Genomic DNA, 20,350 nt, shown 5'->3' on the forward strand with positions numbered 1-20,350 from the left:
GGACACCGTCGTCTGCGCCGAGATCCTCGGCCACGAGGTCGACATGCACAAGTACGCCGTCCAGATCACGGTGGCCGACGTGCGTGACGGCGCCTGCTCGTCCTCGACGCTCAAGGAGGCCTGCTCCTGGGGCAAGGTGGACGTGACCTGGGAGCAGATGGTGTTCGCCGAGGCCACCACGGTGGTCCCGCTGATCGCCTCGGACGCCTTCCACCGCGGCGCGCACAAGGCCCGCAAGAAGCCGCGCTGGGCCGACCTGTTCGCGAAGGCGTAGACACCTCGCGGAACCGCCCTCTCAGCTGTCATCCCGGCTTCGGCAAAGCCGAACACCGGGACCCATACGCGCCCGATTGTGGGGGCGGCCCGCCATCGCCACCGCCGCGCCTCGTCCGGCAACCACGGAGTCTATGGGTCCCGGTCTTCGCCTGCGGCGAAACCGGGATGACAGCCGTTTGAGGTAGCGCCCCCACCCTCCCAGCTGTCATCCCGGTTTCCGCGAAGCGGAACACCGGGACCCATACGCGCCCGATGGTCGTGGCGGCCCGCGGGCGTCACCGCCGCGCCCTTTCCGGAACCACGGAGTCTATGGGTCCCGGTCTTCGCCTGCGGCGAAACCGGGATGACAGGGTTTGAGGTAGCGCCTCCACCCTCTCAGCTGTCATCCTGGGCCGGGACCCAGACGCGCCCGATTGTCGAGGCGGCCCGCTAAGCGCCGCCGCCGCGCCCCTTCCGGAGCCACGGAGTCTATGGGTCCCGGTCTTCGCCTGCGGCGAGACCGGGATGACAGCCGATGGTCGGACGTTGTTGACGGGGTTCTCAGTCCAGAGCGCGTTCCTGGCCCTCGGCGTCCGCCAGCACGCGCAGGCCGGCGGCGCGCGCGATCTCCAGGGCGGCGATGGTCCGGATCGTCGCGTCGTCCGGCTCGTCGCCCCCGTCGAACAGGGTCAGCAGCCGCCGGTCGACGGCCTCGATGAAGCGGCGGATGGCGCCGGCGTCCGGCAGGTGGTTGCGGTGGGCTGCGGCGTTCATGGCGTGGCCGACTAGACGCCGGGGCCCGGCCTCGCCTTGAACTGCGTCAAACCCGGCCGCGTCAGCCGCGGAATTTGGCCAGCAGCGCCTTGAGCTCGGGCTCGTCCACCAGCCGCGCGGCTTCGGCCGGAGTGGTCCAGTTGCGGTCGCGCTCGGCCATCTCGGGCCAGATGTCACGCTCCTCGGCCACCTCCATGGGGAAGACCTGCACGCGCACGTGCTGGGTGCGGCCCGACCGCAGGCGCTTGTCGTAGTGGTAGGCGCCCAGGCTGCGGCGGCGCGGCTCGCCCACGACGCCCGCCTCCTCGAACGCCTCCTGGGCGGCGCAGGGCCCCGGCTCCTTGTCCTTCATGGGCCAGCCCTTGGGGATCACCCAGCGGCGGGTCTCCCGCGAGGTGATGAGCAGGACCTCGACCTCGCCGTCCTCGCGCCGGCGCCACGGCAGCGCGGCGTACTGGGTCCGCGGCTCCCGGTCGGGTTCGGGACGAACTCTGTCCTGCTTCTTGCCCAACGGCGCGCTGAGGCTCCCGTGTGATTCGATCATGAGAACGAGCGTCGAGCGGGCGGGTTTACGCGCGGTTGCCGGGCGCGCCAACCGCATTGTCATAAAAGTGTCATGCGGCCCGGCGCCGGACCCCCCGCGATCAGGCGGCCTCGGGCCTGCGGCGGCGCACGCGGGCCAGGCGCCTCAGGCGGCGCCAGAACCGGGTCTTCTCCGGCTCGGGATACGGCTCGAGGTTCTTCACGAAGTCCTCGGCGCAGGCGCGCCAGGAGAACGTCTCGGCGAACGCCCGCACGGCCCGCCGGTCGAGGTCCAGGCACTGCAGGCAGGCCTCGCGCAGGCCTTCGGTGGCGGTGAGGGCCAGGACGCCCGCGCCCGATCCCGGGATCAGGTCGATGGGCCCCGGCGCGGGGTAGGCCGCCACCGGCGTCCCGGACGCCATGGCCTCCAGGATGACCAGCCCGAAGGTGTCGGTGAGCGAGGGGAAGACGAAGACGTCGGCGCACCGGTAGTGCTGCGCAAGCTCCTCGCCCTGCTTCGAGCCGGTGAAGACCACGTCCGGATACTTGGGCTTCAGTTCCTCCAGCTGCGGCCCGGGGCCCACCACGACCTTCGAGCCCGGCAGGTCCAGCGCCAGGAAGGCCTCGATGTTCTTCTCCACCGCCACCCGGCCCACGTAGAGGAACACCGGCTTCGGCAGGTGGGCGAAGATGTCCGCCTCGCCCTCGGCCCGGGGCCGGAAGACCTCGGTGTCCACGCCGCGCGACCAGTTGGAGATGTTGCGGAAGCCGTGGCGCGACAGCTCCTCGCGCATGGTCGGCGTGGCGACCATCAGCCGGCCGGACGGCTTGTGGAACCACTTCATGTACGCATAGCCGGCGGCCAGCGGCAGGGGCAGGCGGGCCGAGACGTACTCCGGGAAGCGGGTATGGTAGCTGGTCGTGAAGGGCAGCTTCCATTCCACGCAGATGCGCCGCGCGGCCAGGCCGATCGGTCCCTCGGTGGCGATATGGATGGCCTCGGGCTCGAACGCCTTGAACAGCTCCTGCACCGGCTCGTAGACGCCGATCGCCACCTTGATCTCGTTGTAGGTGGGCAGCGGGAAGGTCTTGAACTGGCCCGGGTGGATCACCTCCACCGTGTGGCCGATCGCCTGCAGCTCGCTCACCACCCGCGTGAGGGTGCGGACCACGCCGTTCACCTGCGGCTCCCAGGCGTCGGTGGCGATCAGGATCCGCAGCGGACGGGTCGGGTCGCGCTGGGCGGTGATCGCCTCGCGCAGGCGCCGGTCGGTGCGGGGGGCGGGCTTGGGCCGCTCGGGCTGGCCGAAGGCCTCGGACTGCATCCACGCCCAGAACGCCCCCAGGAGGGCTTCCTTGGTCGGGAAATGCCGGTAGACGGTCCGCTCGCCCACCCCCGCGTCGCGGGCGATCTCGGCGAAGCTGAGGTCCTCGAGGCTGCGGGTCTCGAGCTGACGGCCGACGGCGCGCAGGATCTGGTCGCGGGTTTCCGCCCGCTGGCGGTCGCGCAGGTTCGGCAGGGGGGTTTTCATGACAGTCGAACTGTCATCGCTTCTCCGGGCAAGTCAATGCAGCTCGGCGGGCGCCGGGCGGCCCAGGCGCCCGGAATTTGCGCCGCCCTTGCGGGAGAGGGGGGCGAAAGACCACCTAGCCTCTTGGCAGGCGCGCCCGCCGCGTGCCTAGGGAGCGTCAGGTTCCCGACGTGGATTCTATGGACGCCAGCCCTACCACCGCCCGCGCGACGCCCAAGTCCCAGCGCACGCGCACGCGCATCCTGGACGCGGCGATGCGCCTGTTCGCGGAGATCGGCTACCACGCCGCGAGCAACGCGGTGATCGCCGACGCGGCGGGCCTCACGCGCGGCGCCATGCTCTACCACTTCGCCGGCCGCGAGGAGCTGGTCGAGGCGGCCATCGCGCACATCGAGTCGACCCGGGCGCGCCTGTCCGAGGATGCGGCCGCCCAGCCGGCCCCCGGGGTGGACGCCGCCGAGCACGCCATCGACGTCTACTGGGCGCTCCTGCAGCAGCCGGCGTTCGTCGCCTTCGCCGAGCTGGAGGCCGCCGCGCGCACCGATCCGATGGTCCGCGAGCGCCTGGCCGCGGCCCGCAGCGCCTTCGACCACGCCCAGCTGGGCGGCGTCCGGTTCGGGGCGATGGTGCAGGCCGGCGACGACCCTCGCTTCCAGACCAGCCGCGACCTCGGCCGCTTCCTGCTGGAGGGCCTCGCCAAGGGCTCGCTCACCTACGACGAGGCCGCGCGGCGCGAACGCCTGCTGATGGTGGTGAAGCGGGCGGTGCGCATGCTGAACCGCAAGGGCGACCTGCACGACCTCTGGCCCGAGTAGTCAGCCGCCGGCCAGCACGTCCTTCGGGTCGGCCACGCCCTGGAGCGGTTCGCCGGCCAGGAAGCGGCGCAGGTTCTCCAGGAAGGTGGCGTCGTTGCGCACGGGGTTTCCGGCGCTCATGCCCGACGCGTGGGGCGTCAGCGTCACCTGCGGGTGGTCCCAGAACGGGCTGTCGGCCGGGAGCGGCTCGGTCTCGAACACGTCCAGCACCGCATGCGCCGGACGTCCCGCCGCCAGCGCCGCCAGCAGCGCGGGCTCGTCCACCAGCGCGCCGCGGCCCACGTTGACCAGGATCGAGCCCGGCTTCATCCGGGCGAACGCCGCCGCATCGGCCACATGCCGCGTCTCGGCCGTTGCGGGCGCGGCGAGCACCCAGACGTCGGCGTCCGGCAGCACGTCCGGCAGCGCCGACGGCGTCGCGATCGCGTCGGCGCAGGGCTCGGGCGCGGGATTGCGGCGCACGCCGGTCACGTGGGCGCCGAACGCCTGGGCGCGCCGGGCCACGGCCTGGCCGATGGCGCCGAAGCCGAAGATCACCCAGCGCGTGCCGGCGACCTCGCGGAAGGGCCGGCGGGCCCATTCGTGCGCCGCCTGGGCGGCCCGGCGCCGGGGGCCGTCCTGCAGCACGTCCAGCACGCCCCACATGACATAGTCGGCCATGCCCACGGCCTGCCCGTGGCTGGTGGTGAGGCTGGCGCCCTTCTCCACGATCCGCCCGAACACCGGATTGTCGAACCCGGCCGCGCCGCTCTGCATCCAGCGCAGGCGCGGCGACTTCAGGACCGCGGCCATGAACGGCCGGCCGGCGCCGGAGAAGAACGTGTCGGGGTTGGCCCAGGCCGCGTCGGGCTGCGCGTCGTCGACGCTCACGGGCGCGCCCGCGAGCCGGATCTGGCCCTGGTCGTCGATCAGCAGCAGCTCGAGGGCCGCGCCAAAGGCGTCGAGGGCGGCCCGGTTGCGGGCGTAGGACTTCTCGTGGAGCAGCAGGCGCATGGGTTTCTCCCCGGCCGGTGGTCTAGCCGGGGAGAGGCCGTTCCGCTACCGCCCGCCGCCGCCGGCCGCGGGCTTGGCCACCGGCGCCGGCGCCGCCGGCTGTTCGGCCGACTGCTGCTGGCGACGGCGCATGTTGCCCATCATCTTCAGGGCCGCCTGCAGCTCGCCGTTCTCGACGCCGCCCGACTTGTCCTGGTCCATCTGGGCGAAGAACGGCTTCAGCCGGTCGCCCAGCTCGCCGCGGAACTCGGCGACCTGGATCTTGCCGTCCAGGTTGTCGTCGAACATGCCCATGAGGCGGCTCTGGTCGACGAGCTGGTCGTAGTTCACCTGCTTGGCCGCCGTCTCCTCGGTCCACCGGTAGCGGATGGCCGTGTAGAACATCTCCTCCCAGGACTGGTCGCCCCAGACGATCGTCTTGGTCGGGTCCGGGTTGGCCGGGTTCTGCTTGGAGTTGTCGTACCAGTAGTTCGCGACGAGCCGCGAGCCGGCGGGGATCTTCACCGGCTCGGCGAAGGTGTACTCGCGCTGCCAGTTGAAGTCGTAGCGCGGCATCGCCAGCAGGCGCTTCTTCGTGCCGTCGGGCAGATGCACCCAGAGGTCCGAGGCGTAGCCGCGGTAGTGGGCGTGCGGGAACGCCGAGTAGAGCAGCATCTCCTTCGGGATCTCGAGGTAGGCCGTCTCCTTGTGACGCGCCGCGCCGGCGGGGATGCGGATCGAATTGTCCACGATCACCGAGTTGCGCATCATCAGCTCGGGCTTCTCGCCGTCCTTGTAGAAGTAGAGGCCTAGCAGGGACTTGTCGGTCGCTTCCTTGCCGAAGGGCGTGTAGTGCGCCTGGAAGCCGACGGCGCCGCCCGGCGGCAGGTAGGTGCCGACGTTCTTGGGCCACAGCGTCGCCTCGGCGCCCACCGCGTAGCCGCCCATGGACGCGCCCCAGCGGCTCTCGTTGCCCTTGCCGTCCTTCGGCACTTCCGTGAGGTAGCCCGACAGGAAGTGGTGCACGCCCTGGCGCGAGCCGACCACATAGCTGGACGCCTTGACCCACTTGCCCTCGGTGAGCGGGTTGGCGACCACCGGCCGCTGGTAGTCCACCACGCCCGAGGCGGGGATGGTGTAGGCCGGGATCTCGAGCACCAGGTCCGGCTTGCCCAGCGGCCACTCGGTCACCTTGCGCTTCTTGGCGTTGGAGGCCAGCACGTCGGGACCGTCGCCGCGCGGCGCGCCCTGCTCGACCCACTTCACCAGCGTCTTGATCTCGGTGGGCGTGAGGCTCTTGTCGTCGTCCCACTTGCCCACGTGGGCGTCCACGTTCCACGGCGGCATGCGGTCGGTGCGGATGACCTCGCGGATCATCGGCGAGAAGCCCTTCACCATCTCGTAGCTGGACATGGCGAACGGGCCGATGCCGCCCTCGGTGTGGCAGCTGGCGCACTTCTTCTCGAGGATCGGCGCGACCTGCTTGGCGTATGAGATCTGGGCGACCTTCCCGCGCTCGGGGAAGTCGATCAGGCAGCCGCGGGACTGCTGCGTGGCCTGCACGACCGGCCGGCCGGCCAGCGCCGCCTCGATGGCGTCGGTCGTCCAGGTGTGGTCGGCCTTGGCCTTCTGGGCGCCGTAGTCGAGCCGGTCGTCCAGCGGGCCGCGGTACAGGATCTTCCAGGTCTTGGGATCGACCACGAAGAACTCGCCGGTGCGCGTCACGCCCAGCTGCTCGCCCACCAGCTGGTTGGCGTCCTTCAGGATCGGCACGTCGAACCCGTACTCGGCCTTCTCGGCCGCGATCGCCTCCATGCTGTCCTGGACGGCGGAGTTGACCATCAGGAACTGGACGCCCTGGCCCTCGTACTTGGCCTTCAGCTCCCGGATCGCCGGGGCGAGATTGCGCACGATGGGGCAGCCGTTCGCGTGGCTGATCAGAACCACCAGCTTGGCGTCGGTGCGGTAGAGCTCGTGGCCCATGTAGTCGGTGTCGGCGAGCATGAAGTTGTCGACCGAGACCGGCGTCGCGACGCCCGCCACGGCCGAGGCCGGAGCCGCGTTCGCGAACGCGTTGGGCGCCTGGCCGTCCGTGGTGCAGCCGACAAGCAGCGCACTGGCCGAGGCGGTCGCCGCCAGCATCGAAAGGCGGGCCTTCGTCATCCGGTATCCTCCCCAGGGATCCCGCCGGGTTGGGTCCTGGCGGGTCCGTTCGAATTTGATTGCTACGTCAGATCATAGTCGAGCAGATGCGCGTTGCATCATTATTTCTAATCAATGTTCAGATGGCGAACGGCGCCGGATCGGGGCGCCCGGCATCGCGTAGGCGCACAGCTTGTTGCCGTCGAGGTCGCGGAAGTACGCAAGGTACAACCCGCCCCCGCGGACCCCGGGAAGACCTTCGCAGGCGCCGCCCAGTTCGAGACCCTTGGCGTGGAAGCGCTCGACATCCTCGCGGGTGTCGAAGATGAACGCGAACATCGAACCGTTCCCCACCGTCGCCGGCCGGCCGTCGAACGGGCCCAGGACGCCGAAGTTGGGCCCGGCGGCGGTCCCGTACACGCGACCGCCCGTGGGATGCTCGAAGATCGGCTCCAGTCCCGCCAGGGACAGCAGGGCGTCGTAGAACGCCTTCGCGTCCTCGAGGCGGTTCGAGCCCACCGTGCAGTACGTCAGCGCGCCCATGTCCGCCCCCCGAAGGCCTCAGCTTAGCAGCCGGGCGCGCGGGCGTTCCACCCGGACCCGACGCCGCGGCTAGCGCGCCGCCTCCGCAGCGGTCCAGGCCTCGATGCGCTGCTCCAGCAGGCCCAGGGGCAGGGGGCCCGCCAGCAGGACCGCGTCGTGGAAGCGGCGGATGTCGAAGCGGTCGCCGAGACGCCCGCGCGCCCGCTCGCGCAGCTCCAGGATCTTCATCTGCCCCACCTTGTAGGCCAGCGCCTGCCCCGGCCATCCCACGTAGCGGGCCAGTTCCACGTCGATGTTCAGCGGGGCGAGGGCCGTGTTGTCGGTGAAGCAGGTCTTCGCCTGGGCCACCGTCCAGCCCTTCCAGTGGATGCCGGTGTCCGCCACCAGGCGGCAGGCGCGCCACATCTCCATCGAGAGCATGCCGAAGGTCTCGTAGGGGTTCCGGTAGAGGCCCATCTCGCCCGCCAGGCGCTCGGCGTAGAGCCCCCAGCCCTCGGTGAAGGCGGTGACCCCGGCGTTGCGGCGGAACGCGGGCACGCCCTCCAGCTCCTGCGCCAGGGCGATCTGGGTGTGGTGGCCGGGTTGCGCCTCGTGCGCCGCCAGCGCCGGCATCTCGAACAGCGGGCGCTGGTCGAGGTGGCTGGTGTTGACGATGTGGCCGCCCGCGACGCCCTGCTTCGGCGCGCCCTCGAAATAGCGGGCCGAGGTGTAGCCCTCCTCGATCTCGGCCGGCACGGGCCGCACCCCGAAGGGCAGCCGGGGCAGGCGGCCGAACCAGCGCGGCATCTGGTCGTCCACCCGCTTGTCGAACCAGGCGGTCTTCTCGAGCAGTTCCTCGCGGGTGCGGGCGTAGAACCGCGGGTCGGTCCGCAGGAAGCGGATGAAGGCGGACAGGTCGCCCTGGAAACCGGCCTCCGCCTTGACCTCCTCCATCCGGGCGCGGATCCGCGCCACCTCGGCGAGGCCCAGCTCATGGATCTGGTCGGGCGTCATCGCGGTGGTCGTGTGGTCGGCCACGAGCCAGCGGTAGTAGGCTTCGCCGCCCGCGAGCGTCCGCGCCCCCAGCCCCTTGCGGCTCGCGGGGAGGTATTCGCGCTCGAGGAATTCGGCAAACCGGCGCTGGGCGGGCCGGATCCGGTCGCGGATCACCGCCTCGGCGGCGGCTCTGAGTTCGGCGGCCCGCGCGGGGGGCAGCTTCGCGGCGGCGAAGGGCTTCAGCAGCGGGTCGGTCTCGACCGGCGCGGCCGCGGCGGCCCGGGCGCGCTTCAGCACCGCCTCGCCGGTGGTCGCGGGCTGGGTGAAGCCCGTGCGCACGCCGCGCCGGGCGTTCTCGATGTTCTGGGCGTAGTAGCCCGGCAGGGCGCGGAGGCGGGCGATCCAGGCCTCGGCGTCGGCCTCGCTGTCGAGCGGCGTGGTCGAGGCGTAGTAGTTCATCTCGATGTCGAAGCCGCTGTCGCTGTTGAACGGCATCCGCGCCTCGTCGAAGGCGAGGCTCTTCAGGCGTCGGTCGAGGGTCCAGGCCAGGAATTCGCGGTTCAGCCGGGCCTCGGGCGACAGGCCGGCCGGGTCGACGGCCGACAGCCGCGCCTGGAACGCCTCGTAGGCGGCGCGGCGCTGCAGGTCCGCGGCGAGCGAGGCGTCGGGCAGCCGCGCCAGCGCCCCCCGGTCGCCCTCCCGGCCGGCGGTCACCGGATCCTGCCCGAGGGCGTAGGCCTCGTAGTCGGCGACCAGCCGGTCGAGCGGCCGGTCCTCGGCGAGGGCGGGCGTGAACGCGGGGACGGCGAACGCGAGGGCGAGCACGAACAGAAGACGGCGCATGGCCGGCAGGCTCGCGCGCATCGCCGCCAGCGGCAAGGCTTGGCAGTGCGTCGCGACGCAGGCCAAATGGGCCGGTCGAACAGGGGCGTCCATGAACTTCCTGACGCGGATCAAGCCGCTGGAGCACGCCTCGGCGCACGACGGCCGCCGGCTGAAAGCGACGCTGGGATGGCCGCACCTCATGGCGCTGGGCATCGGCGCCATCATCGGGACCGGCATCTACACGCTCACGGGCGTGGCCGCGGGCCTGGCCGGGCCCGCCGTCATCCTGTCCTTCGCCGCCGCCGGGCTCATCTGCGCGCTGGCCGCGCTCTGCTACTCCGAGATGGCCAGCCTGACCCCACAGGCCGGAAGCGCCTACACCTACACCTATGTGACGCTGGGCGAGGGCCTCGCCTGGATCGTCGGCTGGAGCCTGATCCTCGAGTACACGCTGGTCTGCAGCGCCGTGTCCGTGGGCTGGTCGGGCTACGCCTCGGGCCTGCTGCGCGGCTGGGGCGTCCCGGAGATGTTCCTCGACAAGGGGGTCATCGACCTTCCCGCCGTGTTCATCGCCCTGGTGGTGACCGGCGTCCTCCTGATCGGCACCCGCGAGAGCGCGGTGATCAACTTCGTCCTGGTGTGCGTGAAGCTCGTCGCCCTGGCGGTGTTCGTGGCCTTCACCCTGCCGCACTTCGACGCGGCGAACTTCGGCGACTTCGCCCCCTTCGGGTACGGCGCGCACGAGATCGACGGCAAGAAGTACGGAGTCATGGGCGCCGCGGCGATCATCTTCTTCGCCTTCTACGGGTTCGACGCCATCTCGACGGCGGCCGAGGAGGCCCGGAACCCGCGCCGCGACCTCACCATCGGCATCGTGGGTTCGATGGCGGTCTGCACGCTGATCTACATGGTGATCGCCGCCTGCGCCCTGGGCGTGGTCCCCTACGAGCCCTTCTCCCGCAGCTCCGAGCCGCTGGCCTATGCGCTGAAGGCCCTCGGGCAGAACACCGCCGCCGAGCTGATCGCGGGCGCGGCGGTCGTCGCGATGCCGACGGTCATCATGGTGTTCATGTTCGGCCAGAGCCGGGTCTTCTTCGCCATGGCGCGGGACGGCCTTCTGCCGGCGCGCCTCGCCACCGTCGATCGCCGCGGCGTCCCGGCGGCGGTGACGATCCTGACCGGCGTCATCGCCGCGGTCATCGCCGGGATCATGCCGCTGGACGAGATCGCGTCCCTGGCCAACGCCGGCACCCTGGCCGCGTTCATCGCCACCGCGTTCGCCGTGATGGTCCTGCGGCGGCGGGATCCGGCGCTGGAACGCCCGTTCGTGACGCCGCTGGTCTGGATCGTGGCCCCCGCGACGGTGGCGGGCTGCCTGTGGCTCTTCAGCAGCCTGCAGGCGAAGACGATCCTGTTCTTCTTCATCTGGAACGCCGTGGGCGTGGGCGCCTATCTCGCCTACGGCCGGCTGCGGAGCCGCCTGGCCTGATGTCCGCCGCACCTCCAGCCAACGCCACGGCCGCCCGGGCGGCGGCCCGCCACAGCGCCGACTACGTCCTGCGGTCGCTGAACCTGCTCGGGCAGCTCTCGGGCGGCCACCTGCTGACGGGCCTGGTGTCCCTGGCCCTCACCCAGGCCAACGTCGCCCACCTGATGACGAAGGGGGGCTACACCGAGATCGACGACATCCCGCCGGACGCCGAGCGCCGGCCGGTCAGCGTCCTCTCGCTGGCGGCGTCCCTGGGGCTGCCCTACGAGACCACGCGCCGGCACGTGGAGATCCTGATCCGCGGCGGCCACTGCGTGCGCGTCAAGGGCGGCGTGATCACCCCCGCGAGCGCCCTCGACACTGCCCTCCATCGCGAGTTCCTGGCGGCCAACCTCGCCAACCTGCGCCGCCTCTACCGCGGCCTCCACGCCCTGGGGCTGGACTTCTAGCGCCTGCTCATTTCGGGCGCCTGCCGCCGCGCCCGCCGCGCGACAGCCGCTATACCCCCGCGCCGGGAGGGTGCGGGATGAGCTGGACGACGATGCTGACGCTGTCCGCGCTGGCGGGGATCTTCGCGGCGGTCGTGGTGTGGCTCCAGGAGGGTCCGCCCGCGGGCCCGCCGCCCGAGGTCGCCGCGACCCGGGCCGCAGGCGCCGAGGGCCGCTAGAGCGCGGCCTTCAGCTCGGCCAGGATCTCGCGCAGGGCGTCCCGCCACGGGCGGGGGCGCACGCCGTAGACGGCTTCGAGGCGGCCCAGGTCCATGGTGGCGCGCAGCGGCCGCCGGGCCGGGGTGACGTATTCGGCGGTGGTGGTGGGCGCGACCTCGGGCGCGGACTCGCCCAGGGCCTCGGCGAAGATCGCCTGGGCGAAGCCGCGCCAGGTGACCTCGCCCGAATTGGCGAAGTGAACGACGCCGAACGCCGGATCGCCGGCCGGCGCCGCGGCGAGCCGGGGGGCGATCGCCAGGATGAAGCCCGCGAGGTCGGCCGCGCTGGTGGGCCGGCCCGACTGGTCGTCCACCACCTTCAGCGGGTTCCCCGCCGCCGCCACCCGCAGCATGGTCTTGATGAAGTTCTTGCCGTGCGGCGAGACCACCCAGGACGTGCGGATGCTGAGCGCGCGCGGATTCGCCGCCGCCACCGCCCGTTCGCCCGCCAGCTTGGAGGCGCCGTAGACGTTCAGCGGGTTCGTCGCCGCGTCCTCGCGATAGGGCGCCCCGCCCGCGCCGTCGAAGACGTAGTCGGTGGAGACGTTGATCACCGCCGCGCCCACCTCGGCCGCCGCCGCCGCGATGGCGCCGGGGCTCTCGGCGTTCACCGTGAAGGCGAGATCCCGCTCGGACTCGGCCTGGTCCACGGCCGTGTGCGCGGCGGCGATCACCACGAGCCCGGGCCTGTGCCGGCGCACGGCCTCGGCCGCCGCGGCGGGGTCGGCGAGGTCGGCGTCGGCCCGGCCCAGCGCGGTGACCGTCACGTCGTGGGCGGGGGCCTGGCGCAGCAGCTCCAGCCCGAGCTGGCCCGTGGTTCCGAACTGCAGGATCTTGAGGCTCATGGGCGCGTCATAGCGGGAACGCCGGCCGGCTCAAACGACGGTGCGCCGACACGCCGCTTGTATGCCGCAACGGCGCGCCCGTAGAAGCGGTGCGAGCCAGGAGAGGAATCGGCCGTGGAGGGAAGCGGCGGCGGGGCGATGCGCGGGCCCGGCGGAATGCCGGGCGGCCGGCGCATGCCCGATCTCACCACCGGGCCCATCGGCAAGACGCTGATCCTGTTCGCCCTGCCCGTGATGGGCTCGAACATCCTGCAGTCGCTGAACGGGACGGCGAACGCGGTCTGGGTCAGCCATGTGCTGGGCGAGGCGGCGCTGACCGCCATCTCGAACTCGAACCAGATCTTCTTCCTGATGCTGGGGGCCATGTTCGGGATGAGCATGGCCGCCAACATCATGATCGGCCAGGCGGTGGGCGCGGGCGACCGCGACCTGGCGCGGCGGGTCGTGGGCACCGCCACGCTCTTCTTCCTGGCGCTGTCGACGGTCGTGGGCGCGCTGGGCTACACGCTCACCCCGGCGATCCTCACCGGCATGGCCACGCCGCCCGACGCCAAGCGCGACGCCATCGCCTACCTGCGGGTGATCTTCACCGCGATCCCGATCCTCTACGCCTTCACCTTCCTGATGATGGCCCAGCGCGGCGCCGGCGACTCGCGCACGCCCTTCTTCTTCTCGCTCGTGGCGGTGGGGCTGGAGGTGACGCTGAACCCGCTGCTGATCATGGGGGTCGGCCCGTTCCCCCGCCTCGACATCGTGGGCTCGGCCACCGCCACCCTGATCGCCCAGAGCACCACGCTGGCCGTCATGGTCACGCACCTCTACCGCCGACGGAGCATCCTGGTGCTGACGCCGGCGGAGTGGCGCAGCTTCCGGCCCGACTGGGACGTGGTGAAGAACCTGGTCTTCAAGGGCCTGCCGATGGCGTTCCAGATGATCGTCATCAGCCTGGCGGCCGTCACCATGATGAGCCTGGTGAACGGCTACGGCTCGACCACCGCGGCCGCCTACGGCGCCGCCGTCCAGGTGTGGACCTACGTCCAGATGCCGGCGATGGCGCTGGGCGCCGCGGTCTCGTCCATGGCCGCCCAGAACGTCGGCGCGGGCAACATGGAGCGCGTGGGCAAGATCGCCCGCGTGGGCGTCATGTACGCCGCCATCTTCTCGGCGACGCCCATCGTGATCATCTACCTGCTGGACCCGATCATCCTGCAGGCCTTCCTGCCGGCCGGCAGCCCCTCGCTGCCCATCGCCGTGCACATCAACTCCATCGTGCTCTGGGGCTTCATCCCCTTCGGCATGGCCTTCATCTTCTCGGGCATCGTGCGGGCCACCGGCGCGGTCTGGCCGCCGCTCCTGGCCATGATCATCGCCCTGTGGGGCGTGCGGGTGCCGCTCGCCAACGCGCTGGAGCCGATGCTGGGCGCCGACGCGGTCTGGCTCAGCTTCCCGGCGGGCAGCCTCGTGTCGCTGCTGCTGGCGGCGGCCTACTACCGCTGGGGCGGCTGGCGGAAGTCGCGGATGCTGCCCACGACGCCGCACGGCGAGACGCTGGACACCGGCATGGCCCCGCCGTCCGGCGTCGAGGAGACCGAAGTCGCCGCCGAGGCCGCCGCCCGCGCGCCCGAGAAGGAGACCGAGAAGGCCCGCTAGGCACAGCGCCGAAAGGCTATCCCGTGGTCTCCATCAGGGCGGCGTAGGTGAGCGTCCGCAGCTCGCGGCGGATCGGGTAGGTCGAGCTGGGCAGCAGCTGGGTCATGAACACCGCGGTGATCTCCTCCACGGGGTCCACCCAGAAGGCGGTCGAGGCCGCGCCGCCCCAGTAGAACTCGCCCACGCTGCACGGGATCAGCGTCTGCGGCGGGTCGAACACCACCGCGAAGCCCAGGCCGAAGCCCACCCCGGCGTTGGTGCTCTCCGAGAACAGCGAGCGCGACAGCTGGGTCAGGTCCCCGCCGCCCGGCAGGTGGTTCGAGGCCATCAGGTCGACGGTCTTCGGCGCCAGGATCCGGGCCCCGTCGAGCTCGCCGCGGTTCAGCAGCATGTTGGCGAACCGCAGGTAGTCGGCCGTGGTGCCCACGAGGCCGCCGCCGCCCGACAGCAGGCTGGGCGGCGCGAGATAGGGGCTCTTCTGCGGATCGTCCTGCAGCTTCGTCCCGCCGCCCGGCTGGGCGTCGTAGCAGGCCGCGAAGCGGCTCCGCTGGTCGTCGCGGACGTGGAAGCCGGTGTCGACCATCTTCAGGGGCTCGAAGATCCGCTCGCGGTACACCTCGTCCAGCGGCTTGCCGGCGATCTTCTGCACCAGGTAGCCGCACACGTCGGTCGAGACCGAGTAGTTCCAGGCCTCGCCCGGCGAGAACTCCAGCGGGACCTTGGCCATCAGCTGGATCATGGCCTCCAGGTCGTGCCCGCCGTGCATCGCCTCCAGCTTCAGCCGGCGATACGCGGCGTCGATGTTGGTGCGGTTCTGGAAGCCGTACGTCAGCCCCGAGGTGTGGCGCAGCAGGTCGACCACCTGCATCGGCCGGGCGCAGGGCGTCGTGAGATAGGGCCCCGTTCCCGCCGAGAAGACGGCCAGGTCGCTCCACTCGGGAATGTGCCGGGCCACCGGATCGTCCAGCGCGATCGCGCCTTCCTCGACCAGCTGCATCAGCGCGACCGACGTGACCGGCTTGGTCATGGAGTAGATGCGGTAGACGGTGTCGTCGGCGATCGCGACGCCCCGCTCCGGGTCCTGCTGGCCGAGCAGCGTCTGGTGGACCACCTCGCCGCGGCGGGCGAGGACGAAGTGGGCGCACGGCAGCCTGCCGGGACCGACGTACTTCTCCTGCAGGAACCGGTCGATGCGCGCCAGCCGCGCCGACGAGAACCCCAGCTTCTCGGCCTTGTTCATGCCGCGCCCTCCCTTTGGAGGCGGCATTTGCCCTTGCCTTCCCGCCCCCCGCAAGCGCCACGATGGGGGCCAGCAAGGGAGGATCCGGCGATGACCACCGTGAGCGTCGAGCACGACGGACGCATCTGCATCGTCACCGTCGAGCGCCCGGAGCGGCGCAACGCCTACGACGGCGCCACCGCGCGCCGACTCTACGACGCCTTCAAGGCCTTCGACGCCGACGAGGGCCTGGACGTCGCCGTGCTGACCGGGCGCGGCGGGTACTTCTGCGCCGGCGCCGATCTGAAGGCGATCGCCGGCGACGGGCGGCGGTCCGACGCCAACCCGATCCGCCCGGACGGCGACCTGGGCCCGATGGGCGTCACGCGCCTGCGGCTGGGCAAGCCGGTGATCGCCGCGGTGGAGGGGCCGGCGGTGGCCGGGGGCCTGGAGGTGGCGTGCTGGGCCGACCTGCGCGTGGCGGCCGAGGGCGCGACCTTCGGGGTCTTCTGCCGGCGCTTCGGCGTGCCGCTGATCGACCTGGGCACCGTGCGGCTGCCGCGGCTCATCGGCCACTCGCGGGCGATGGACATGATCCTCACCGGCCGGCCCGTGGGCGCCGCCGAGGCGCTGGCGATGGGGCTCGCCAACCGCGTCGTGCCCGACGGCGAGGCGCTGACCGCGGCGGTGGCGCTGGCCAGGCAGCTCTCGGCCTTCCCGCAGCTCTGCATGCGCAACGACCGGCTCTCGGCGCTCGCCCAGTGGTCCCTGGACTGGGACGAGGCGACGGCCTTCGAGGTCCAGGTCGGCCTCGAGACCCTGCGCACCGGCTCGCACGTCGAAGGCGCGACCCGCTTCGCCGGCGGCCAGGGCCGCGGCGGGGCGTTCTAGATCTCCAGCTCCGCGCCCGCCAGGTCGCAGCCGGCGAGGCGCGCGCCGTCCAGCTCGGCCTCGAGGAAGCGCGCGCGGGGCGCGCTCGCGCCGCGCAGGTCGGCGCCGCGCATCGAGGCGCGGGAGAAGTCGGTGCGGACGAAGCGGTTGTCGCCGATGGCCAGCGGACCCATCTTCGCGCCCCGCAGGTCGGCGCGGGCGAGCTGTGCGTGGGTGAACCGCGCGCCGCGCAGGTCCGCGTCGCGCAGGTTGGCGCCCCGCAGGTCGCAGCCCGAGAGGTCGGCGCCCTGGAGCTGCACCCCCTCCATGTCGAGGCCGAAGAAGATCGAGCGCGGCGCCGCGAGGCCCGAGAGCCGCCGCTTCTTCAGCGACCTCAGCGGCCGGAAGTCGACGTCGGCGAGCTTGGTCACCTTGCCCTGCCGCCCGCCCGAGTCGCAGAAGGCCTCGTGTTCGGCCACGACCTCGCTCAGCGACTTGTCGTCCACGTAGAAGATGGGCGGGGGCGCGCGCAGCACGCCCGTGAGGTCGGCGTCGTCCAGCCGCGCCTGGTTCAGGTTCACGCCGTTCAGCACCGCCCGCTTCATCGAGGCGCCGGTGAGGTCCGCCCCGCCCAGGTCGGCGTTCGAGAGGTCCGCGCCGTCCAGGACCGCGCGCATCAGCTTGGCGCCCGTCAGCACCGCGCCCGAGAGGTTCGCGTCGGTGAAGTCCGAGGTCATGGCGACCGCGCCGGTCATCTGGGCGCCGGCGAGGTTGGCGCCCGACAGCACGGCGTAGTTCAGTTCGCCCGGGCGGTGCTCGTGACGCAGGATGCGGAAGCCGTCCAGCTTGTCCTGCAGGGCGATGCGCCCCTCGCGCAGGTCGCAGCCGGCGAGCTCGGCGCCGGCCAGGTTGGCGCCGCGCATGCACGCGCCGCGCAGGTCGGCCCGCTTCAGGTTCACGTGGCGCATGTCGGCTTCGCGCAGGTCTGCGCCGAACAGGATCGCGCGGGAGAAGTTCGAGCGGGCCAGGGTCGCGCCCGAGAGCTTGGCGCCGGTCAAGTCCGCGTCCCTCAGGTCGACGCCCTCGAGGCTGCAGTTGGCCAGGTCCGCATAGTGCAGCGCGAGCCGCCGGCCGCCCGATCGGCCGGACAGGTAGCGCTGATGCGCGTCGAGCGCCTCCCGCAGGGCGTGGACGTCGAGCGCCGTATGATGCTGTTGGGGTGCGGACGACATGAAGGCCTTCGCGTTCACCATGCCGCCCGCGCTTTAAGGATGGGTTGCGCGACGTCCTTAAGCGAACCTTGAGCGCAACTTCCGGTGGCTAGAGCCAGCCCCGCTGCTTGAACCACAGCACCGGGACCACGCCGGCGACGACCATGAGCAGCAAGGCGAAGGGATAGCCCGCCATCCAGGCCAGTTCGGGCATGTGGGCGAAGTTCATGCCGTAGATCGAGGCGATCAGCGTCGGGGGCATGAAGGCCACCGCGGCCACCGAGAAGAACTTGATGATTCCGTTCTGCTCGATGGTGATGAGGCCCAGCGCCGCGTCGAGCAGGAAGGCGATGTGGCTCGACTGCTGGCCGGCGTTCTCGGTGAGCGACTGGACGTCGCGCTTCAGCGACTCCAGGTGCGCCCGGCTCTCCTCCTCCCCGCCGATCTCGCTGGAGAGGCCGGCGAAGCTGAGCGCCCGCGAGAGGCTGACCAGAGAGTTGCGGACCAGGGAGGTCACCGACTGGGCCTGGGCGAGGCCGGTCAGCAGCGGCCGAAAGTTGCCGGCGCGCGGCCTGTGGAAGATGGCGGTGGAGACGTCCTCGACCCGGTCGCCCATGTCGTCGAGGGTGCGGGCGAGCCGCTCCACGATGGCCTCCCAGAGGCCCATCAGCATGGCGGCGCCGGTGGCCGGATCGCCCTCCGCCGCCCGTTCCCCGAAGACGGTGAAGGCGCGGAGGTTCTCGTAGCGCAGGGTCACCAGCACGCCCTTCGACAGGACGAAGGTGGCGGGCGTGGCGAACGGATGGTCCTCGTGGCTTCGCGCGATCAGCGTCGAGGTCATGAAGGTCGCGCCGTGCTCCTGGTAGAGCCGGCTGGACGGCTCCAGCGCCTGCATCTCCTCGATCGTGGGGAGATCGACCCCAAGGGCCGTCTCGACGGCGACTTCCTCCTCGCGCGTCGGCTTGACGAGGTCGATCCAGACCACGTCCGCCTCGGGCGTCCAGCCGGGGGCGAGCGCGGTGACCTGGCTCTGGCCCTTGCCGCGCCGGAAGACGTAGAGCATGCGCGATTCTCCGCCCAGTCCCTTTCAGACCGTGCGCCCGCGCGGGCGTCAACCGCCGGGGGTCAGCGGGAGGACGAGTCCGAGCGCGTGGCGGCGGCGATGAGGGCGGCGATCCGGTCGGTGGAGTCCGCGGCCTGCGACAGCAGGCTCATCGGGCCCTGGCCGGGCCGCACGGCGCTGGCCATCTGCGAGGCGGCGGACTGGGCCACCGCGATCGCGCCGTTCTGCAGGCGGCTGACGCCCGAGGCGGCCAGGACACGCGCCGAGGCGTCCTGGTAGATGAAGCCGTGCGTCGGATAGGTGGAGCCGCCGAGGTCGCGGTTCGGGTCGTACCAGACCTTCACCTCGCTCCAGTCGCCCGCGGGCGACACGTCGATGACCGTGACGTCCTTCTCGACCTTGCCGCGCGAACCCTCGATCGGGCTCCAGTTGGCGTGGGTGATCTGGATCACGCGGTCGGTGAGCACCTGGCTCACCACGGCCACGTGGCCCAGGCGCATCCGCTGGGTCGGCTTGAACGCCAGGACGGCGCCGGTCCTCGGCGTGAAGCCCGTCTCGTACTTGCCGGCGGCCTGCTGCCACCAGGTCCGGGCGTCACCGAAGATCTGGATGCCGGAGATCAGGCGCGCGAAGGGCACGCACTGCCAATAGGTATCGGCCACAGCTCCTGCCGGAGCGAGAGCGACGAACGCCGCGGCGGCCAGGGAACCCCAAAGGGTCCGCGTCCGTTTGCGCATTGATCGGAAACTCCCCGCACTGACAGGTGAAGGGGTAACCGTATCCTGCTTCAGTGAAAAGAGGGTTTACGCATCGCGGCGCGATGTCGCGGCTGGATTATCCACAGCCGGCGGCAGACATGCGCCTACCGAGGCATCGCCGCCGCTCAATCACATCCCGAATTGGCGCAGTATTTGTCGCTGTTCGAAGAAAACTATTGGCGAACATCGCCTATCGAGTTCGTATTTGAGCTGTAGACAACTCGAATTCGGACCCTGGGTTAACCCTTGATTTCCTAATATTAGCTTTGTCTCGCGAAAGCGTAACAATGCGAAACAAGAGCTCGCGATCCCTGGCCAAGGCTTCGCGCGAATTCCCCCAAGAGGAGAATCCGCCGCTTCACAAACCCTTGAGCGGAGGCGCCGCTGTGCAAAAAACCGGCGCCGCAAAGGAACTTCGTCCCGGCCCTAGCCGTCGGAAGCGGAGCCACTAGATAGGGCGCTGGGGAATTTTCGGAGAGATCGATGGATATCGCCGCTCTGGTCAGCGACCCGGCCGCTTGGGCTGCGCTCGTCACGCTCATCGTGATGGAGGTGGTGCTGGGGATCGACAACCTCATCTTCATCTCGATCCTCTCGAACAAGCTGCCCGAGCATCAGCGCCAGCGGGCGCGCCGCATCGGGATCGCGCTCGCGCTGATCATGCGCCTGGCCCTGCTCTCCACGCTGGCCTTCATCGTCGGCCTGGTGCAGCCGGTGTTCTCGATCCCCTGGGATCCGCCCGGCGACATCGACCTCACCTTCTCCTGGCGCGACCTGATCCTCATCGCCGGCGGTCTCTTCCTCGTCTGGAAGGCCACCACCGAGATCCACGAGAAGGTGGATCCGCAGGACACCCACGGCCTGCTGAACACCAAGGCGCCGGTCGTGAACGGCCTGGGCGCGGCGATCTTCCAGATCATCCTGCTGGACCTGGTCTTCTCGATCGACTCGATCCTGACGGCCGTGGGCATGACCGAGCACCTGCCGATCATGGTGGCGGCGGTGGTGATCACCGTGGCGATCATGCTGGTGGCGGCCGATCCGCTGGCCAACTTCATCAACAACAACCCCACCGTCGTGATGCTGGCGCTGGGCTTCCTGCTGATGATCGGCGCGGTCCTGATCGCCGACGGCTTCGGGATGCACGTGCCCAAGGGCTACATCTACGCCGCCATGGCCTTCTC

General features: G+C 71.0%; 20 protein-coding genes and 1 pseudogene. 8 read left to right on the forward strand and 13 right to left on the reverse strand.

The window, feature by feature from the left end; all coding sequences use genetic code 11:
* Nucleotides 1–274 (forward strand): deoxyhypusine synthase family protein (locus JNK30_RS10130; RefSeq protein WP_293482116.1); only part of this gene is annotated, 274 nt, incomplete at its 5' end.
* 542 nt (nucleotides 275–816) lie between these two features.
* On the opposite strand, the gene JNK30_RS10135 is transcribed toward JNK30_RS10130, so the two are convergent.
* The 4 genes and pseudogenes from JNK30_RS10135 to JNK30_RS10150 all read right to left on the reverse strand — a co-directional run.
* A complete protein-coding gene (locus JNK30_RS10135) occupies nucleotides 817–1,029 on the reverse strand; it encodes a hypothetical protein (protein ID WP_293482117.1) in 213 nt (70 codons plus the stop codon).
* 61 nt (nucleotides 1,030–1,090) lie between these two features.
* Nucleotides 1,091–1,573, reverse strand: coding sequence for an NUDIX hydrolase (locus JNK30_RS10140; protein WP_293482118.1), 483 nt, complete (start codon nucleotides 1,571–1,573; stop codon nucleotides 1,091–1,093).
* A 100-nt stretch (nucleotides 1,574–1,673) separates the two neighbouring features.
* Complete coding sequence (locus JNK30_RS10145) at nucleotides 1,674–2,771, reverse strand: glycosyltransferase family 1 protein (protein ID WP_293482134.1); 1,098 nt, start codon at nucleotides 2,769–2,771, stop codon at nucleotides 1,674–1,676.
* 129 nt (nucleotides 2,772–2,900) lie between these two features.
* Nucleotides 2,901–3,083, reverse strand: a pseudogene (locus JNK30_RS10150) (TetR/AcrR family transcriptional regulator); the annotation flags it as partial.
* A 179-nt stretch (nucleotides 3,084–3,262) separates the two neighbouring features.
* On the opposite strand from JNK30_RS10150, the gene JNK30_RS10155 reads away from it, so the two are divergent.
* Nucleotides 3,263–3,898, forward strand: a complete 636-nt coding sequence (locus tag JNK30_RS10155; protein WP_293482119.1) for a TetR/AcrR family transcriptional regulator — start codon at nucleotides 3,263–3,265, stop codon at nucleotides 3,896–3,898.
* Here the strand turns inward: JNK30_RS10155 and JNK30_RS10160 are convergent, their stop codons facing one another.
* The 4 genes from JNK30_RS10160 to JNK30_RS10175 form a co-directional block, all read right to left on the reverse strand.
* Entirely contained in the window at nucleotides 3,899–4,891 is a 993-nt protein-coding gene (locus JNK30_RS10160) for a D-2-hydroxyacid dehydrogenase (RefSeq protein ID WP_293482120.1), read from the reverse strand.
* A 45-nt stretch (nucleotides 4,892–4,936) separates the two neighbouring features.
* Nucleotides 4,937–7,033, reverse strand: coding sequence for a redoxin domain-containing protein (locus JNK30_RS10165; protein WP_293482121.1), 2,097 nt, complete (start codon nucleotides 7,031–7,033; stop codon nucleotides 4,937–4,939).
* 111 nt (nucleotides 7,034–7,144) lie between these two features.
* Nucleotides 7,145–7,555 (reverse strand): VOC family protein, encoded by a 411-nt coding sequence (locus JNK30_RS10170; RefSeq protein ID WP_293482122.1) that lies wholly within the window; start codon nucleotides 7,553–7,555, stop codon nucleotides 7,145–7,147.
* Between the two features lie 69 nt (nucleotides 7,556–7,624).
* Nucleotides 7,625–9,373 (reverse strand): DUF885 family protein, encoded by a 1,749-nt coding sequence (locus tag JNK30_RS10175; protein ID WP_293482123.1) that lies wholly within the window; start codon nucleotides 9,371–9,373, stop codon nucleotides 7,625–7,627.
* Here JNK30_RS10175 and JNK30_RS10180 point away from each other — a divergent pair.
* From JNK30_RS10180 to JNK30_RS10190, 3 genes are all read left to right on the forward strand, one after another.
* Nucleotides 9,372–10,844, forward strand: coding sequence for an amino acid permease (locus JNK30_RS10180; protein ID WP_367118742.1), 1,473 nt, complete (start codon nucleotides 9,372–9,374; stop codon nucleotides 10,842–10,844). The two genes, JNK30_RS10175 and JNK30_RS10180, sit on opposite strands and share 2 nt — an antisense overlap.
* Nucleotides 10,844–11,293: an ArsR family transcriptional regulator gene (locus JNK30_RS10185; RefSeq protein ID WP_293482124.1), complete on the forward strand. Its 450-nt coding sequence runs from the start codon at nucleotides 10,844–10,846 to the stop codon at nucleotides 11,291–11,293. Before JNK30_RS10180 ends, JNK30_RS10185 begins: the two co-directional genes overlap by 1 nt.
* A 77-nt stretch (nucleotides 11,294–11,370) precedes the next feature.
* Complete coding sequence (locus tag JNK30_RS10190; protein ID WP_293482125.1) at nucleotides 11,371–11,511, forward strand: hypothetical protein; 141 nt, start codon at nucleotides 11,371–11,373, stop codon at nucleotides 11,509–11,511.
* On the opposite strand, the gene rfbD is transcribed toward JNK30_RS10190, so the two are convergent.
* Complete coding sequence (rfbD, locus tag JNK30_RS10195; RefSeq protein WP_293482126.1) at nucleotides 11,508–12,395, reverse strand: dTDP-4-dehydrorhamnose reductase; 888 nt, start codon at nucleotides 12,393–12,395, stop codon at nucleotides 11,508–11,510. The genes JNK30_RS10190 and rfbD overlap by 4 nt on opposite strands.
* Before the next feature lie 174 nt (nucleotides 12,396–12,569).
* On the opposite strand from rfbD, the gene JNK30_RS10200 reads away from it, so the two are divergent.
* Nucleotides 12,570–14,045, forward strand: coding sequence for an MATE family efflux transporter (locus tag JNK30_RS10200; RefSeq protein ID WP_293482127.1), 1,476 nt, complete (start codon nucleotides 12,570–12,572; stop codon nucleotides 14,043–14,045).
* Between the two features lie 16 nt (nucleotides 14,046–14,061).
* On the opposite strand, the gene JNK30_RS10205 is transcribed toward JNK30_RS10200, so the two are convergent.
* Nucleotides 14,062–15,285: a serine hydrolase gene (locus JNK30_RS10205; RefSeq protein WP_293482128.1), complete on the reverse strand. Its 1,224-nt coding sequence runs from the start codon at nucleotides 15,283–15,285 to the stop codon at nucleotides 14,062–14,064.
* A gap of 90 nt (nucleotides 15,286–15,375) precedes the next feature.
* Between JNK30_RS10205 and JNK30_RS10210 the strand changes: the two genes are divergently transcribed.
* Entirely contained in the window at nucleotides 15,376–16,155 is a 780-nt protein-coding gene (locus JNK30_RS10210) for a crotonase/enoyl-CoA hydratase family protein (protein ID WP_293482129.1), read from the forward strand.
* Here the strand turns inward: JNK30_RS10210 and JNK30_RS10215 are convergent.
* The 3 genes from JNK30_RS10215 to JNK30_RS10225 form a co-directional block, all read right to left on the reverse strand.
* On the reverse strand, nucleotides 16,152–17,387 hold the full coding sequence (locus tag JNK30_RS10215) for a pentapeptide repeat-containing protein (RefSeq protein WP_293482130.1): 1,236 nt from the start codon (nucleotides 17,385–17,387) through the stop codon (nucleotides 16,152–16,154). The genes JNK30_RS10210 and JNK30_RS10215 overlap by 4 nt on opposite strands.
* Before the next feature lie 67 nt (nucleotides 17,388–17,454).
* Entirely contained in the window at nucleotides 17,455–18,408 is a 954-nt protein-coding gene (locus JNK30_RS10220; protein WP_293482131.1) for a magnesium transporter CorA family protein, read from the reverse strand.
* A gap of 62 nt (nucleotides 18,409–18,470) precedes the next feature.
* Nucleotides 18,471–19,145, reverse strand: a complete 675-nt coding sequence (locus JNK30_RS10225; RefSeq protein WP_293482132.1) for a CHAP domain-containing protein — start codon at nucleotides 19,143–19,145, stop codon at nucleotides 18,471–18,473.
* Nucleotides 19,146–19,649: 504 nt separating this feature from the next.
* Between JNK30_RS10225 and JNK30_RS10230 the strand changes: the two genes are divergently transcribed.
* Nucleotides 19,650–20,350 (forward strand): TerC family protein (locus JNK30_RS10230; RefSeq protein WP_293482133.1); only part of this gene is annotated, 701 nt, incomplete at its 3' end.

Source organism: Phenylobacterium sp. (assembly GCF_016793225.1).
Lineage (GTDB): Bacteria > Pseudomonadota > Alphaproteobacteria > Caulobacterales > Caulobacteraceae > Phenylobacterium.

Bases quoted from the DNA above. Each gene is read 5' to 3' on its own strand.
- JNK30_RS10135 (WP_293482117.1), bottom strand. From the start codon at position 1,029: ATGAACGCCGCAGCCCACCGCAACCACCTGCCGGACGCCGGCGCCATC.
- JNK30_RS10140 (WP_293482118.1), bottom strand. From the start codon at position 1,573: ATGATCGAATCACACGGGAGCCTCAGCGCGCCGTTGGGCAAGAAGCAG.
- JNK30_RS10155 (WP_293482119.1), top strand. From the start codon at position 3,263: ATGGACGCCAGCCCTACCACCGCCCGCGCGACGCCCAAGTCCCAGCGC.
- JNK30_RS10160 (WP_293482120.1), bottom strand. From the start codon at position 4,891: ATGCGCCTGCTGCTCCACGAGAAGTCCTACGCCCGCAACCGGGCCGCC.
- JNK30_RS10165 (WP_293482121.1), bottom strand. From the start codon at position 7,033: ATGACGAAGGCCCGCCTTTCGATGCTGGCGGCGACCGCCTCGGCCAGT.
- JNK30_RS10170 (WP_293482122.1), bottom strand. From the start codon at position 7,555: ATGGGCGCGCTGACGTACTGCACGGTGGGCTCGAACCGCCTCGAGGAC.
- JNK30_RS10180 (WP_367118742.1), top strand. From the start codon at position 9,372: ATGGCCGGCAGGCTCGCGCGCATCGCCGCCAGCGGCAAGGCTTGGCAG.
- JNK30_RS10175 (WP_293482123.1), bottom strand. From the start codon at position 9,373: ATGCGCCGTCTTCTGTTCGTGCTCGCCCTCGCGTTCGCCGTCCCCGCG.
- JNK30_RS10185 (WP_293482124.1), top strand. From the start codon at position 10,844: ATGTCCGCCGCACCTCCAGCCAACGCCACGGCCGCCCGGGCGGCGGCC.
- JNK30_RS10190 (WP_293482125.1), top strand. From the start codon at position 11,371: ATGAGCTGGACGACGATGCTGACGCTGTCCGCGCTGGCGGGGATCTTC.
- rfbD (WP_293482126.1), bottom strand. From the start codon at position 12,395: ATGAGCCTCAAGATCCTGCAGTTCGGAACCACGGGCCAGCTCGGGCTG.
- JNK30_RS10200 (WP_293482127.1), top strand. From the start codon at position 12,570: ATGCCCGATCTCACCACCGGGCCCATCGGCAAGACGCTGATCCTGTTC.
- JNK30_RS10205 (WP_293482128.1), bottom strand. From the start codon at position 15,285: ATGAACAAGGCCGAGAAGCTGGGGTTCTCGTCGGCGCGGCTGGCGCGC.
- JNK30_RS10210 (WP_293482129.1), top strand. From the start codon at position 15,376: ATGACCACCGTGAGCGTCGAGCACGACGGACGCATCTGCATCGTCACC.
- JNK30_RS10215 (WP_293482130.1), bottom strand. From the start codon at position 17,387: ATGGTGAACGCGAAGGCCTTCATGTCGTCCGCACCCCAACAGCATCAT.
- JNK30_RS10220 (WP_293482131.1), bottom strand. From the start codon at position 18,408: ATGCTCTACGTCTTCCGGCGCGGCAAGGGCCAGAGCCAGGTCACCGCG.
- JNK30_RS10225 (WP_293482132.1), bottom strand. From the start codon at position 19,145: ATGCGCAAACGGACGCGGACCCTTTGGGGTTCCCTGGCCGCCGCGGCG.